Origin of the sequence: Microcoleus sp. D3_18_C4 (genome assembly GCF_036702355.1) — a bacterium.
In the GTDB taxonomy this organism is placed as follows: Bacteria; Cyanobacteriota; Cyanobacteriia; order Cyanobacteriales; family Microcoleaceae; genus Microcoleus.
The window spans coordinates 61863-76468 of sequence record NZ_JAUBTF010000015.1; the positions used below are offsets into that span (position 1 = coordinate 61863).

A 14606-nucleotide genomic window follows, 5' to 3' on the forward strand; every position below is an offset into this window, starting at 1 on the left:
TTTGCCGTTGCATTTTCCCTTCATTTAACACCGGATTTTTTCACCAAAATATGCCATGACAGTCAGGGGTATGAGGTGAAAAAATCCGGTTTATCGCCACCCAACGACAGGAATTATAGCGCACGCTAATCTCAGAAACCCGGTTTCTGAGTGTATTTTTCGTACTCAACCGAAATTTGTCGCAGAAACCCGGTTTCTCGTCACCTGCAAAGTCTTGGCGCACGCTAATCTCACTACTATTGGTTAAATTGGTTGAAAATAATGCTTGAACAATAGGTAAAAGCTTCAAAAACAATAGTTAAGTTTAATCAAATTTTGTATATTAAACGGGTCGGCGTTGCTTAATCAGGGTATGAAAAAAATCAGTTAAAAATCCCGAAGCTTTGTGGATAGTGGTTTCTATGACTTGCATATTTAGCCCTTCATACCGTAAATCAGCAAGGCCAGTTTTTGTTGGGTAGAGTTTCGATTCGCAATGTACTCGACAAAACTGGACAACCCGACCAATAATCCGTCACTCAACTCGATAACTTATTTCTCTTGCAACACCGTACCGTTCGAGGAGAATTGTAGCCGCGATTAATATCATTTACAGTAATTAATAGCGAAACAAAACCTATAATGCTCAACTAGAAAAAATTATGCCATACAGTCAATTTACTACGATCGCCAAAGCGAAACAAGCCTTCGATCTCACAGTCCAAGAAGGATCTCGCTTTATACCGCCGCTAAACCCGATCGCACCCTCAGACATTCTCAGCGGTACTCTCAAAGATAGCCTCCCCATCGTCGCTACATCGGGAAGTGAAAAAGCGCGATCGGAAGGAATCATCTATCCCGTACTGCTGGAAGTGAGGCGGATTCTCGATCGCCAAATTAGCCTTTTCTCCGGCGAAGACTTCACCATCGACGAAGCTGTCGGACTGAATGGAGTGTTTGATTTTCTGCTGACGCGATCGTCCGAAGTGCTAGAAATTGAAGCCCCCGCCGTTGTGATTGTCGAAGCTAAAAAGACCGACCTCAAAAGCGGATTGGGTCAGTGTATTGCCGAAATGGTTGCCGCTCAACGCTTTAATCAAGCCAAAGAAAAAAACATCCCCATCATCTATGGGAGCGTGAGTAATGGCATTCAATGGCAATTTATCAAACTCGAAAATCAAACTGTGACGATCGACTTATCCGTCTATCCTTTGCCCCCAGTCGAGCAAATCCTCAGCTTTTTCGTTTGGATGATGCAGAATGGTGCCGTTAACTCAGAAACAATTTAACCTTCCAATGCTGCCAAAAGACACAGCAACAAAGCCTCCGTCCACTCGACTACGGCACCGTAAGTATCGCCCGTGTGGCCCCCCAAACGGTGGTTAAACCAGGCTCCGGCAAAAATTCCGATCGCACTTCCCCCCAAAGCCATCCCCACCGCCAACAGCCACCGATCGCCCTCCAAGACAACTTGCACCACGCTCAAACTAAGCAGCAACAGCACTCCCGGTATAAAATCAAAAGGAGAATAAATTGATTCCTTGTGAAAAGCTCCCTTACCCTCGGCCCGCAGATAGGGATAGCGGGCGATCGCCACCAGTTGGGCCCACCTCCCCCAACCCGCGACACCCATCAAAGCCAGCCACCGATAGTTATTCAAGTCCGAGAGAGCGGCAGTTTTCAGCAGCACGATCGCGATCGCAGCCATCGCCCCAAAGGCTCCTGTAACGCTGTCCCGCATGACTTCCAGCCTGCGTACCGGGTCGGGTACAGCCAGCCCGTCCGCCGCGTCCATTGCCCCGTCTAGGTGCAGCCCGCCAGTCACGGCGATGCCCAAGACTACCACCAAGGCCGATCGAGTCAGAGCAGGCATTCCCAACAACTGCAACCCAACATCCGCCAGTCCCACCATCCCCCCTATCAAAAGCCCGATCGCCGGTGCCAAGCGAGCAATGCCCCGAAACTCCAAAGTCCAAGACACCGGTACCGGCAAACAAGTATAAAAAGCGACTGCGGCTGCGATGGCAGCGCCTTGATTCCGGAAAAAGTCGATCGTAGAGCGAACCCATTTATCATGCACCATAAGATAGAAAATTTTTCATCTGGTATGCAGTTGTCAATCGATTAGCGTGTGCCAGAATTGGACTGTAACACCCTAGTTTTTTGGATCGAGCATTCCTCCTGTCGCCCGCTCTTTTCCCCGGAAAACCTCTGTCGGCAGCGATCCCCAAGCTCCCTATCTAAAATGACTAAACTCAAGATCCGCGTTTCCCTTCCCAAGAATTCTAGCTAACTCCCTGATGTTCAAGACGGGAAAATACTACAACAGAGGCTTTTACTCCATGAGTCACGATCAATTGAATAACAGGGTAGTTGCTCCTTGCATCATCGATACAGGGATTGTCGTCAACAAACGCGATATCAAAAGATTGCTGTTTGATTTAGGACGTGTCCGCTACCTTCACATACAAGATGGCCAGATTTATAGCGAAGGGGAAGGTTATGTACTCGAAGTCTTCGCCAACCCCCACCGTTCTACCCTGATTGCCAACCATGCCCTTTATTTGAACGTGTATAGTTTTGATTACCTGGAACTGAAACAGTCCCCTGAAGATGGTGCTTATTTTGACCTGATTCAAGATGGACGGCAGTTGCGGTTAATTCCCCTCTCCAATCCTTTGCAAGAGCAATTCGCCCGGAATTTAAATGCTGCGGCTTTGGATGCGGTTGTCGATCAGGTTCTCTCAGGCAACTGGGATCTACAATTGGACGACGATGATTCCCCGTTTTAATCGTCAGTCAGTCGATTTTAGATTTTAGATTTTAGATTTTAGATTTACTTGCAGCGCCGTGAATCTGGGAGTTAGAACTAAGGTCTAAAATTTTTTGCCCTCCACGACGATTGTCGGAAACTTGTCTCCGTTTTTGGGCGGGGTCATGGTTTTTTTTGTCGCGATGTCATCAACAATAGATTAAATAACACGGACGGCCGAGTAGCGGTTAACGAGCATCGGGGACTAATGACTGAGGACAAGGCGAAATTTTCTTTTAAATGTCAGGCTAATTGCAGCCATACCCAAGCGCGTGCAGGGGTTTTTGCTACTCCCCACGGTGTTGTGGAAACGCCTAAATTTATGCCGGTAGGGACACTAGCTAATGTCAAAACTTTGACACCGGCACATCTTGAGGCGGCGGGTTCTCAAATGGTTTTGGCAAATACTTATCACTTGCACTTGCAGCCGGGGGAAGCAATTGTCGCTGGCGCGGGCGGATTGCATAAATTTATGGCTTGGCCAGGCCCGATGCTGACGGATTCGGGTGGCTTTCAGGTGTTTAGCTTGAGCCAAATGCGGACTATTTCTGAGAATGGGGTGACTTTTCGTTCTCCCCGCGATGGCCGCATGATTAATTTGACGCCGGAACGATCGATCGAAATTCAGAATGAGTTGGGCGCTGATGTGATTATGGCCTTTGACGAGTGTCCGCCTTACCCCGCTACGCGGGAAGAGGTGGAGGCGGCGACAAATCGCACTTACCGCTGGCTGCAACGCTGCATGCAAGCTCACTCGCGCCCGGATCAAGCTTTGTTCGGAATCGTCCAGGGGGGCGTTTTCCCCGATTTGCGATCGCGCGCGGCGAACCAGTTGGTAGATTTGGATTTACCAGGCTACGCCATCGGCGGGGTTAGTGTGGGGGAATCGGGGGATTTGATCGCAGAGATTGTAAAGGTGACTGCGCCTCTGTTGCCGGCAAATAAACCGCGTTATTTGATGGGGATTGGGACTTATCGGGAAATGGCGCTGGCGGTGGCGAGTGGCGTAGATATGTTTGACTGCGTGATTCCAACTCGGCTGGCCCGCCACGGGACGGCTTTTGTTGGTGGGGAACGCTGGAATTTGAAAAATGCTCGGTTCCGGGAGGATTTTGCGCCGCTGGATGAGTCTTGTCCTTGTTATACCTGCCAAAAATTCAGTCGGGCTTATTTGGCCCATTTGGCGCGGGCTAACGAAGTGCTGGGGTATACTTTGCTGGCGCTGCACAACGTGACGGAGTTGATTCGCTTTACTGGGAGGATGCGGGAGGCGATTTTGGCCGATCGATTTACTGAAGAGTTTGCCTACTGGCTTGCACCGAGAGTCGATCAATCATGATTGCCTTGGGTGAAGATATGCGACAATTATGAAAATTGTGTTGGATAGGTAGGTTGATTCATGGAAGCTGCATTACTCTTAGCAAAACTGCCCGAAGCTTATTCGATTTTTGAGCCTTTGGTGAATGTTTTGCCGGTCATTCCCGTGTTTTTCTTGCTGCTGGCTTTTGTTTGGCAGGCGGCTGTCGGATTTAGATAAGTTTGATTTCATCAAAAGCAGGGGCAATTCACAAATTGCCTCTGCTTTTAGATGTTAAGTTTTATTCCTAGGCCCTCTGACTCCTGACTCCTGACTCCTGACTCCTGACTCCTGACTCACCCTCAATAATTCATCCGTGTATCCGTGTCAAAATCCGTGTAGTGCCTTCCTTCAGCTACCGCCGATCGCACTTTTGAAAGCCGGCCTTTCTGAGATCCGCTTGATGTAATCTACAACGGCCGGATAAGCACTGAGGTCTAGTTTTAGCATCATCGGAATGTAAGCCAACATTGAGCCGACTGCTGCGTCGGCTACGCCGAATTCATCACCCATTAAAAATGGCTGTTTCTCGAAGATTTCATTTAACGGTTTTAACAACTTGGGAGTTTCGCGATCGCGACTTGCTTCTGTAAATATTCCCGGCCCCAAGGTGGCGTTAGCAAAGGTGACCCACTGCACGATTTGAGCTTGCTGCTCCAAAGTGTCTGGCATTTTACCATATTTTTGAGCTAAATACAGCAGAATTGCGCCGGATTCCCAAAGTTTAAAATCTCCGTCGGCGATCGCGGGTACTTTGCCGATCGGGTTAATTTCCAGATACTCTGGCTGCAAGTGTTCCCCTGCTTGCATATCCAGCAGGACAAATTCGTAGGGAATCCCTATTTCTTCTAGATACCACTTGACAATTGACGCCCTGCTGCGGGCTCCGCCGTAAAGTTTCAGCACGAAATTTTTATCCTTTAACGCAATATTGCTGTTATAGCATTTTTGGGTCAGTTGTCAGTTGTCAGTTGTTAGGAAAGCAGTTGTCAGTTGTCATTGGGGAAAATTCCCAATTACCTTTTTGCCAATTACCTTTTTGCCAATTATCTTTTTGCCAATCACTACTGACTGATGACTAATGACTAATTACCCATAACTAATGGCACCTCTGTCAGGTGCATAAACAAGATTCTGCAGCCAATAAAAATCAAAATTGATCCGCCCAGTATCTCAATTTTATTTGCAAACAAGTTGCCGCATTTGTGACCGATAAACACGCCTGCAAAGGCTAAAAAGAAAGTAATAAATCCGATCGCAGTCACCGCAGGAGCAATAGAATCTTTCAGGACAGCAAATCCGAGGCCAACTGCGAGGGCATCGATACTCGTCGCCACCGACAGCGTTATCAAAGTCCCCGTATCTAAGGGATTGAACTTTTTCTCGCATTCTTCGTTTTGCAGCGATTCATAAATCATTCTCCCGCCAATGAAACTCAAAAGCCCAAAAGCGATCCAATGGTCGATCGGTGTTATCAAAAAACTAAAACTAAGACCGATGAGCCATCCTATTACGGGCATTAAAGCTTGAAAACCTCCGAAAAATAAGGCGATTTTTAAAGCTTTATTGATTTTCATGTGTTTGATTGCTAAACCGCTCGAAACAGCAACAGCAAAAGCATCGGCTGCTAGTCCTAATGAAAGTAAAACGGTAGTGGCTGCATCCATTTTTGTAAAATGTTAGGTATTATAAATAAAGTATTCCTCTTGACTGTTTTAGTTTACACTAAATTATGAGATAAGTGCGTTTTTATCATAATCTATTCATTTTTGACTCACATTTATTTCACAATTGGCAAGGGTTGAAAAAATCAGCGCTTAGCTGTATTCTCTAAAAGATTATTGATCAAGTAGCAGAATTGACTATGCCGCCATCTAGACCCTACCAGCCATTGCTGCTCAGATTACTGCATGGGGTTAACGCTGCGATCGCCCTTTTAGCAATTTTGAGCGCATTTCTGGTTTACAACACCTACGATGGGCGGTTTGGCAAAGTCCCCGTGCCTCAGATTGCAGATATTATCGGGATTCACGGCACTTTTGGCAAGATGTTGCTGTTAGGAATAATGCCGGCTTTTGCATTGTACAGTTTCCACGCAGGCCAAAAACGCTTGGTGCAGCCGGATTCGTTTGGGAAACTAACGCAGTTGGGAAAACCCATTTGGTGGTACAGTTTGCACCGGATTGTGAATACGTTGATGTTGCTGGCACTGACTTTTTCGCTAGCTTCTGGCAGTATGGTTAAGGAAGAATGGTTGCCGGCTGGGGAATTGACGCAGGTTTGGTATTATTTACACGCTTCGGGTTGGGTGGTATTGGTATTTTGTCTGGCAATGCACTTGTTGATGAGTGCGAAGGTGGGGGGTTCGCCGCTAATTTTGTCGATGTTTGATACCGCATATCGCCCGGAGGATTCGCCGACGGCTTGGTGGAAGAAAATTCGCTCTTTGGTCGATCGCTCTTAATGTGAAAATGCTTAATTTGAAAATGAACAGAAATATTTTATTAATTGTTGCGGAAGTCTTGGTAATGGGAGGCTGGTTGTTTGCTGTGGTTGCACCTTTATTATTTCCCTAATCCTATCATAGCAATTTGGGTTAACAAATGATCATGGGTTTGTAGTGAGGATCTTCAGCCCTCTGTTTTCTGACGACTAAAGTCTTCAGTACAACCGAAATTAAGCTTTTCGCGCAGCTTGCTAGCAAGCTGCGCGACGGGTTTCCCTCGCGGCAAGATGCGATATCAAACGATCGGCAATTTTACCATAAACTCAGCACCGCCCCCACTTTGAGATGTAATTGGAGATTGCACTGGAGATTCAACTGTAAGGCGGCCGCCGTGCAATTCTACAATAATTTTATAGCAAACCGACAACTCCAATCCTGTAAAATTTTTCAATGATTTAGTAGAACTAAACTCCTCAAATATTCTGTGTTGAATTTCCGGCGGAATTCGGGAGCCGTTGTGGGCAATCGATACAACAATAAATCTCCCTGTATAATCATCCCAAATATCGGTTTTTATTGTAATAATTTGAGCGGAATTTTCAATAGTTTTAACTGCATCTATAGCATTGATAATCAGACTCGCAAACACCTGGCTCAGTTGACCGGGATAACACAAAATTGGCGGCAGGTTGTTGTACTCCTTGACTACTAATATTTTTTGCTCCAGTCTGTGAGCCAGCAACAGCAAAATATTGTCGATGCTCTCATTAACGTTGGCGTGTTCTTTGTTGGCTTCGTCAGGAAGTGAGAATTTCCTCAAAGCCAGGACTATCTGGCGAATGCCATCGGCTCCTATTTTCAAAAAATTGAGGATTTGTGGCAACTCTTGGCTGATAAAATCTAGGTCGCAACTCTCTATTTTTTTGGCAATTCGTGGCACAGGTTCGGGATATTGTTCTCGATAGAGGCGAATTATATGGAGCAAATCTTTGATATAATCGTTGAGGTGAATCAGGCGGCCGTAAATAAAGTTAATCGGGTTATTAATTTCCTGGGCAACTTCGGCGGCTAGTTGACCCACCATTCTAATTTTTTCGCTTTGTACTAACTGCTCTTCGGTGATTCTGAGTTTGGCTAATACTTCTTCCAAAAGTTTGAGTTCTTCTTGAATTTGCCCGTGGAGTTGGGATTGGGAAATTGCGATCGCCAGTGAGTCTGCAATTGCTTCCAAAACTTGCACCTCGTCGGGAGTCGCAAATCGGCGGTTTGCACAGGCGAACAGATATCCAAGCCGATGATTCTCAGTTAGTACGGGTACTGCTGCGTAGTGACTATTTCTGAGTTCGATATGGGTGTGTTCCTCAGACGCTGTGGCATCAGGGGCGCCCGTTTTATGTAGCAGTATCGTTTCGCAGCGGTGAAGCCGTGCAGCTAAATCTCCAGAGGGCCCTCCTGGAACACCAAAGATTCCCAAGCGCGTCGGCAAACCTTCCCGGCAATATTCCCAGCCAAATTCTAAAGTATCTTGTCGGGGATCGTACCATGCGAAAATTGCTCGATCGAGCTTAAGTAAAGTACCGAGTTCGTCTACTGTAGTTTGGAGGATGCGATCGAGGTGCAAGGAAGCGCGAATGCGGCCGGTGAAGCGGTGGAGAAGGCCTTCTGTGCGACTGCGAATGCAATTTAGGGCAAACAGCTTGAGCGCCACAATTGCTGCGAGAATAGCTGCGGTGGCAAGTACGCCGGCGGCTACTGCTAGTATCTTGAAAGGAAAAAGTTCTTTTTCGAGATTGTCGCGGGGAATTACGAGGGCGATCGACCATTCAGCTTGTTCTAAAGGAAGATAGGCAACATAAACTCTGGCGCCGTTGATTTGAGTCAGCACAATGCCCGTTTTTTGATAAACCATCTCCCTGGCTACATTTGCCAAATTAGCATCTGCAGACTCTAAAAGACTAGGAGCAGAATTGTCGATATTCCCGATTAATCGAGCGTCGGGATGCACAATCGGCACTCCTTGAGAATTGAGAACAAAAGCGTAAGTTCCGGGGCCATATTCCAGCTTTCTTACTACTTGGGCAATGCGGTCGATGCTAATGACGCCGTTCATTACTCCGATCGGCTTTTGTGCTGTTTTACCAAGAGAATTTACCGAACTTGACCACACCGGAGCCGAAATGGGAACAATCCTTTGTCTTTTGAGCGTGCGAGAAATGGTAGGATCTGAAACATAGACTTCCCCAGCCATTGCCTTTTTAAAGTGTTGGCGGTCGCTAACATTAATCAACGCTCGGCCCACTTTTGTGGTGAAATAAGAACCGTCGGGATCAATTAATGCCAAGTATTGGAATTTTTGTAGTCGATTTACTTCCGATTTTAAATAAGGCTCTGCCACTGACCAATTCATCGAACGAACGGGAGTAGTATTGGCGAGGATTTCGATCTCAGCCTTTCTCGTGCCCAGCCAGCGATCGATCTTGTGGGCGCGCTCCCTAACTTCTAACAAAGCATTTCGCTCGCTTTTGGTGATAATCAAGCGGCGAACGCTGTGATAGCTAATACAACCAGTGATGCTAGCTGTCAGAATTATTACCCCCAAAATTAAGAGCACAGTTTGATACCTAAGATGGTATTTGCCCTGTAATTCGGCTGGCAATAGTCGAGTTAATTTCCACCACTTTACTCTCGCAAAGCTTCGCATGGTTTGACCAATTTGTGAGATTGAAATCCTTAGCTCACCTACGATATACTCGCCCGCCTGCCAGTAGTCTTAAACTACTAGAATTCCATAATTGCGGGGATTTTTTAATTTTTTCCCGCCCAGCGGCTCCTATCGTTTCCGGTTGCACTCCTTATGATCTAAAGGAAACGGCAGTGCCGTTTCCATACCCAGATTAATTGTAGGGACACGGCACTGCCGTGTCGAAAGGGGTGGGTAATATTAATTCCGAGGCTACCGATTTGATATCACTTTAGTTAAACAGGAATAATATCATACCACATTTTTGATCACTTAAAAAAAATCATCAACTACTTAATTCTTTTTTACAGTCGTTAATAATTGATGTTATTTAGGTGATGCGAGCAGTAGACTTTTTAGGTTGAGATGTTTGGTGTGTGTCTTAATCAATAGTCCAGACTGCTTTTATTTCCTACTCTAAAACCCTAGATCTTCCGTGGATAGTTCGATTTCCGAATTGTCTTGAAACCCTTATTATACAGTTGGTAATCAAAAACTGTCCGCAGTATTGCTTAATAACGAAATATTAAAAGTTTTTCGTTCATTATTAATGAAGGAAAAACTTGTTAACTCTTTAATTTATATCTCAACACTTAAAAGTATTTTCGGTGCAGCCGCTGGCTGAGGCACTGTTAAATTGCCCCAGTTGCGGGATTTGTTTAAAGAACCTTGTGAGTGTGTTCGTGCTGTTTCACATTGTCTTCAGTGCGAATGACGCGCTCGGAGTTGAGCACTCTTTTGCGTTCTAAGGAATAAGTAAAGTCGTTGCGAACTGTTCCCAAGGGAATGTGAAGTTGAGCTTGGGGGCGGATTTTGTAAGTGCGGGCAGCGGCGATCGCCCGAAAGCCAAATTCTTCGCTAAACTGAGCTGATGTCGGGAATTCTGGCAACATTTTGGGTGTTTCGCCGTCGAGCACTGCTCCCAAAGTCGTCCCGCAAATCATTAAATAGGATGTGGGAATTCCCTTCAAAATTGCTTCCAAAGCTGCTGAGGGAATAGCTTCGATTACTTGCACTTCAAAAACTTCGCCTTCTTCTTTGATGAAGCAGGTAGCTACACCGACTGCTATGTAGTCGTCGGTGCAGAGATCGGGAGCGTTGGGATAAACTGTTGCAGTCGTCATAAGAAAAGCTTGGTAGTGTGGAAACCGGGAACGAGAAATTATATCATTTCCGGTTACACCGGAATGATGTTGACTGTTGACTGTTGACCGTGAGCAGTCAACAGTCAACAGTCAACTCGAATTTACTATTCCGATGCTAACGGATTTGATATTAAGCGATTTTAGATTTTAGATTTGAGATTTATTGCACGGTTTTTTTCGGGGATTTTACGTAAAAAATCTTAAACCGGCTGTTCTAATACCTAAAATTTTTGGGTTAAGCTCCAAGGAGCCGATCGCACGATTGTGTCGATCGTACCACATCAAGGTAGATGCCGGATGATTCGGCAAGGATTCCCCGCCGCCACGACGTTTGCGGGAATATCTTTGACAACAACACTGCCTGCGCCGATCGTGCTATTGTCGCCAATAGTGACTCCTGGACAAATAATACTGCCCCCGCCAATCCAAACATTATTGCCAATATTAATTTCAGCGGCGAGTTCTCGGCCAGAAAGTCTAATTTCCGGGTCTGTGGGGTGAAGAGCGGTGTAAATTTGTACGTTGGGCCCGCACAGTAAATTTTCGCCAATGTTAACTCGATTGCAGTCGAGAATCACGCAACCAAAATTCATGTACAATCCGTTTCCCGCATAAATATTGCTGCCATAGTCGCAGTAGAAAGGTGGCTCGATTTCAACTTTTGGCCCAACTGCACCGAACCATTCTGCGAGAATTTCTAACCGTTTGTCTGGTTCGTCTTCGCGGGTAGAATTGTAAGTTCTGGCGAGGCGGCGAGCTCGTTGGCGCTCTAAAATTAATTGCTCATCAGCAGCTAAATACAATTCGCCGGCGAGCATTTTTTGTTTTTCAGTTTTTTCCATAAGAATAGGCAGTTGTAACGGCCACTATACAAACTTTCCTCGCTCTTTAACAGACTGAAGAATAATGTAGGGTGCGCTAGGCGCACCTTACCGCTATAATTAGCGCGTCAGATCATTTTTTGATGTTGCAGCATACATTTAGGGTTCAGCTTTTGACTGCAAACAAACAGCTAAATCCAGATTGGCTAATTGCTCAAAAGCTCGATCGATCGATCCTTTTCCCCGCAAAAAACCAGTATTTGCACCGGGACAAATATACTGTAAAGTTTCCGGCGAAAATCGATCGATAATTGACTTCACGCTGTTAATTTGCCTAGGCCAGTGAAAAGTTTTTGGCGTCCACAGCGGTACTGGGGCGGCTTCTCGGTTGGGGAGCAAGTGCCTACCCGAAAACAGCACTCCACCGCTGCCATTATGATAAAGGCAAGAGGAACCAGGAGAATGGCCAGGAGTCCAAAATGCTTTCATTCGATCGCTCACAACAAATTCTCGCTCAAAAACCGTAACCTTCAAACCCGGCAGTAAATAAGCTTCCTGTTCTTGAATCAGGATCTCGCACCCCGTGGCTTCCTGAATCTCCCGCGCCTTGGCGATAGCGCCACGGTGGGTGAGAAACAGCAGTCGCACGCCGCCGTGTTCCCGCAAAAATGTTTGGTTAATCTCATCCCAAGCGGGACAATCCACCAGGATGTTAGTTTGGTTTTCTACAATGAAATAGGCTGTTGCACCCAGGGTATCCCGGTTAGGCGGGAAAGCCAGGATATTGTCGAGCACGGGCCTGGGTTGTTTGGAGACTAAACTCTGTTGTTTCAAGGAAGTATTTCAGAAGGGAATGGGATAAATATTATGTTCTTTTTACTATGGTTGTTCGTATTGGGGCTGATATCGTACTACTTGTTGCAGAATGGCACCAGCCGAATCACCAGGACTCCGATATGGCTGCTGTGGCTGGTAATGATGGCGCCCGCGCTGATTTGGGCTGGTTGGATTTTAGTTTACGGCACAAGCAAAACTGTACCGCCGGAGTTGGTAATTATACCTTTTCTGGTTTGCCCTTTTTTGTATTGGTTTTTGGTACAGTTGGGGCGCAAGAAAATTACCGCCGAAACTGCACAGCAGGTAGCAGACTCTGCGACTGAACCTGCAAAGCCAAAACCGCCCGTGCGCCCGATCGATGCAGCGGAAGAAGCGAGTTTGCGCGATTGTTTTCCTTGGTCAATTTACTTTTTGCGAGATTTGGAATTTCGGCCGCAGGCTGTAATTTGTCGCGGACAGTTGCGGACGAACCCGGAGGCGGCTTATCAGGCGATTCGGGAGAATGTGGAGAGGCTTTTTGGCGATCGCTTTTTAGTAGTATTTCAAAACAGCTTGAGCGGTCAACCTTTTTTTGCCATAGTTCCCAATCCCAGCCACCAATCAGGGGAAACTCCTGTCAAATCCGAATCTGTAACCCGGCCATTTTTCGCATTAGCTTTGCTGCTGATCACGGTGTTTACGACTACGCTGGTCGGGACGCGACTTGCCGGAGTTACTGAACAAGCTTTGCAGTCCAACCCGTCAATATTGCTCCAGGGTTTGGCTTACTCGCTGGCTCTAATTACAATTTTAGCAATTCACGAATCCGGCCACTATTTAGCTGCCAGATTCTACAAAATTCGCACGACTTTGCCTTATTTTATCCCGATTCCTTTTTTCTTAGGAACTTTTGGGGCTTTCATTCAAATACGGAGTCCAATTCCCAACCGCCGAGCTTTATTTGATGTTAGCATTGCCGGCCCCCTGGCGGGTTTAGTGGCGACAGTGCCATTATTAATTTGGGGTTTGAATCATTCGACTATTGTACCGCTGTCTGACAAGTCGGGAATGTTAAATTTTGACTCTTTCAAACCCAGTTTTTCGCTGCTGATGACTTTGTTGAGCAAGTTAACCTTGGGTGGCGCTTTGAATGCGGAAACTGCGATCGATTTGCATCCGGTAGCGGTGGCGGGTTATTTGGGTTTGATCGTGACAGCGTTTAATTTGATGCCGGTGGGACAACTCGACGGCGGGCACATTGTACACGCGATGTTCGGCCAGCGAGCGAGTATGGCGATCGGGCAATTTGCTAGACTTTGTATGCTGCTGCTTTCTTTTTTGGAACAGGGTTTGCTGCTGTGGGCGATTATTTTGTTTTTCACGCCACTAAACGACGAACCTGCGCTGAATGATGTTAGCGAATTGGATAATCGGCGGGATTTTTTGGGGTTGGTGGCGATCGGGCTTTTGTTAATGATTTTGTTGCCGGCGCCCAGGGTACTCCTTGAGTGGTTAAATGTTTAGAAGGAAGAAGGAAGTTCGGCAACGGATTATGTAACGGATGTAACGGATAGAAAAAAAAGAAACAATAAAGAGGGCAGAAGGATTGAGTGATCGGGCGAGAGAAAGAAGAGGAAAGAAGGAAGAAAAGAGAGGTTTACCACTTCTGCAAGGGTTGCTATATTAGGACTTACGCGGTGAGAACCCGGTTTCTTCCTAGATACTTCTCTACAAAACCACGATTTCTCCCAGAAACCGGGTTTCTAAGGCGTAAGTCCTGTATACAAACGAGTTTAGCGTCGGTCAATTCGCTTTCTCTCTCCCAGTAATCTAGAGTTTCAGCGACTTATCTGAGAAATATGTCTTACAAATCCTTTACTTTCCAACAATTAAAAGATCGATTTGGATTGGAACCGTCACTCAGTCCTATTTGGAGTGCCAAGGTTGTTCCTGTAGAACCCTCCGAATGGTTTTGGAGAACCCTCGAAATTAGTTCTAACACTGCTGTTACAACTGCCAAAGAACGTTCGGAACGGATTATTTCTCCTCTTCTGTTAGAATTTAGAGAAAGGAACAACAGACAATTTTCTATTTTTTCTGGTTGGTCGTTTGATGTAGATGTTGAGCAGGGATTGAATGGGCAATGCGACTTTCTATTGTCTTCCGTGCCGTTTGATTTTGAAATTAAAGTTCCGGTTTTTGCATTGAGAGAAACGAAAGGCCCAGAAATAGAATCTTGTCTGCCGCAGTGTGCAGCACAAATGGTAGCGGCTCAGCTATTTAACGAACGCGAACACAATTCCATACCTGCAGTATATGGCTGCGTAACTACTGGCGTTGTCTGGCGGTTTCTGAAATTAGATGGAAATAATTTAATTATTGATGCTGATGTTTATTGTGTCGATAATGTTCCTATGATTTTAGGTATTTTGCAAACAATTGTTAATTCATACAAATAATTTAACGACTCTAATAAAATAGGTAGGCAGG

General features: G+C 45.9%; 14 protein-coding genes. 7 read left to right on the forward strand and 7 right to left on the reverse strand.

The genetic code is table 11. The features are described 5' to 3' along the window. Positions 1 to 641 precede the first annotated feature (641 nt). Positions 642 to 1268, forward strand: a complete 627-nt coding sequence (locus QUA90_RS10245) for a hypothetical protein (protein WP_333445298.1) — start codon at positions 642 to 644, stop codon at positions 1266 to 1268. Here the strand turns inward: QUA90_RS10245 and cobS are convergent. Continuing rightward, positions 1265 to 2062, reverse strand: a complete 798-nt coding sequence (gene cobS / locus QUA90_RS10250; protein ID WP_242722367.1) for an adenosylcobinamide-GDP ribazoletransferase — start codon at positions 2060 to 2062, stop codon at positions 1265 to 1267. The genes QUA90_RS10245 and cobS overlap by 4 nt on opposite strands. 259 nt (positions 2063 to 2321) lie before the next feature. Here cobS and QUA90_RS10255 point away from each other — a divergent pair, with 259 nt between their 5' ends. The 3 genes from QUA90_RS10255 (at position 2322) to QUA90_RS10265 (ending at position 4328) form a co-directional block, all read left to right on the forward strand. After that, a complete protein-coding gene (locus QUA90_RS10255) occupies positions 2322 to 2771 on the forward strand; it encodes a hypothetical protein (protein ID WP_333085519.1) in 450 nt (149 codons plus the stop codon). Between the two features lie 228 nt (positions 2772 to 2999). Continuing rightward, positions 3000 to 4130, forward strand: coding sequence for a tRNA guanosine(34) transglycosylase Tgt (tgt, locus tag QUA90_RS10260; RefSeq protein ID WP_333326248.1), 1131 nt, complete (start codon positions 3000 to 3002; stop codon positions 4128 to 4130). A gap of 60 nt (positions 4131 to 4190) precedes the next feature. Then, positions 4191 to 4328 carry a photosystem II reaction center protein K gene (locus QUA90_RS10265; RefSeq protein ID WP_006634808.1) on the forward strand — a complete coding sequence of 46 codons (138 nt, stop codon included), beginning with the start codon at positions 4191 to 4193 and terminating at the stop codon, positions 4326 to 4328. 171 nt (positions 4329 to 4499) lie between these two features. Here the strand turns inward: QUA90_RS10265 and QUA90_RS10270 are convergent, their stop codons facing one another. Both QUA90_RS10270 and QUA90_RS10275 read right to left on the reverse strand, forming a co-directional pair. Continuing rightward, entirely contained in the window at positions 4500 to 5054 is a 555-nt protein-coding gene (locus QUA90_RS10270; protein ID WP_333445300.1) for a glutathione S-transferase family protein, read from the reverse strand. Positions 5055 to 5233: 179 nt separating this feature from the next. Further along, positions 5234 to 5815: a manganese efflux pump MntP family protein gene (locus tag QUA90_RS10275; protein WP_333445302.1), complete on the reverse strand. Its 582-nt coding sequence runs from the start codon at positions 5813 to 5815 to the stop codon at positions 5234 to 5236. Between the two features lie 197 nt (positions 5816 to 6012). Here QUA90_RS10275 and QUA90_RS10280 point away from each other — a divergent pair, with 197 nt between their 5' ends. Continuing rightward, on the forward strand, positions 6013 to 6612 hold the full coding sequence (locus QUA90_RS10280; protein WP_333326241.1) for a cytochrome b/b6 domain-containing protein: 600 nt from the start codon (positions 6013 to 6015) through the stop codon (positions 6610 to 6612). A 277-nt stretch (positions 6613 to 6889) separates the two neighbouring features. On the opposite strand, the gene QUA90_RS10285 is transcribed toward QUA90_RS10280, so the two are convergent. The 4 genes from QUA90_RS10285 to QUA90_RS10300 form a co-directional block, all read right to left on the reverse strand. Next, positions 6890 to 9205, reverse strand: a complete 2316-nt coding sequence (locus QUA90_RS10285; RefSeq protein ID WP_333445304.1) for a cache domain-containing protein — start codon at positions 9203 to 9205, stop codon at positions 6890 to 6892. 788 nt (positions 9206 to 9993) lie between these two features. Then, complete coding sequence (locus QUA90_RS10290; protein WP_333036242.1) at positions 9994 to 10458, reverse strand: hypothetical protein; 465 nt, start codon at positions 10456 to 10458, stop codon at positions 9994 to 9996. 302 nt (positions 10459 to 10760) lie between these two features. Further along, on the reverse strand, positions 10761 to 11321 hold the full coding sequence (locus QUA90_RS10295; RefSeq protein ID WP_333240075.1) for a sugar O-acetyltransferase: 561 nt from the start codon (positions 11319 to 11321) through the stop codon (positions 10761 to 10763). A gap of 138 nt (positions 11322 to 11459) precedes the next feature. Beyond that, the gene (locus QUA90_RS10300) at positions 11460 to 12134 is read right to left on the reverse strand and encodes an MBL fold metallo-hydrolase (protein WP_333389837.1); all 675 of its coding nucleotides are present in this window, start codon (positions 12132 to 12134) and stop codon (positions 11460 to 11462) included. 33 nt (positions 12135 to 12167) lie between these two features. Between QUA90_RS10300 and QUA90_RS10305 the strand changes: the two genes are divergently transcribed. Together QUA90_RS10305 and QUA90_RS10310 are read left to right on the forward strand one after the other, a co-directional pair. Continuing rightward, positions 12168 to 13640, forward strand: coding sequence for a site-2 protease family protein (locus tag QUA90_RS10305; RefSeq protein WP_333389839.1), 1473 nt, complete (start codon positions 12168 to 12170; stop codon positions 13638 to 13640). Between the two features lie 335 nt (positions 13641 to 13975). After that, a complete protein-coding gene (locus QUA90_RS10310; protein WP_333445306.1) occupies positions 13976 to 14575 on the forward strand; it encodes a hypothetical protein in 600 nt (199 codons plus the stop codon). Positions 14576 to 14606: the final 31 nt, after the last annotated feature.

Coding starts and splice junctions, on each gene's coding strand:
- QUA90_RS10245 (WP_333445298.1), top strand. CDS start 642: ATGCCATACAGTCAATTTACTACGATCGCCAAAGCGAAACAAGCCTTC.
- cobS (WP_242722367.1), bottom strand. CDS start 2,062: ATGGTGCATGATAAATGGGTTCGCTCTACGATCGACTTTTTCCGGAAT.
- QUA90_RS10255 (WP_333085519.1), top strand. CDS start 2,322: ATGAGTCACGATCAATTGAATAACAGGGTAGTTGCTCCTTGCATCATC.
- tgt (WP_333326248.1), top strand. CDS start 3,000: ATGACTGAGGACAAGGCGAAATTTTCTTTTAAATGTCAGGCTAATTGC.
- QUA90_RS10265 (WP_006634808.1), top strand. CDS start 4,191: ATGGAAGCTGCATTACTCTTAGCAAAACTGCCCGAAGCTTATTCGATT.
- QUA90_RS10275 (WP_333445302.1), bottom strand. CDS start 5,815: ATGGATGCAGCCACTACCGTTTTACTTTCATTAGGACTAGCAGCCGAT.
- QUA90_RS10280 (WP_333326241.1), top strand. CDS start 6,013: ATGCCGCCATCTAGACCCTACCAGCCATTGCTGCTCAGATTACTGCAT.
- QUA90_RS10290 (WP_333036242.1), bottom strand. CDS start 10,458: ATGACGACTGCAACAGTTTATCCCAACGCTCCCGATCTCTGCACCGAC.
- QUA90_RS10295 (WP_333240075.1), bottom strand. CDS start 11,321: ATGGAAAAAACTGAAAAACAAAAAATGCTCGCCGGCGAATTGTATTTA.
- QUA90_RS10305 (WP_333389839.1), top strand. CDS start 12,168: ATGTTCTTTTTACTATGGTTGTTCGTATTGGGGCTGATATCGTACTAC.
- QUA90_RS10310 (WP_333445306.1), top strand. CDS start 13,976: ATGTCTTACAAATCCTTTACTTTCCAACAATTAAAAGATCGATTTGGA.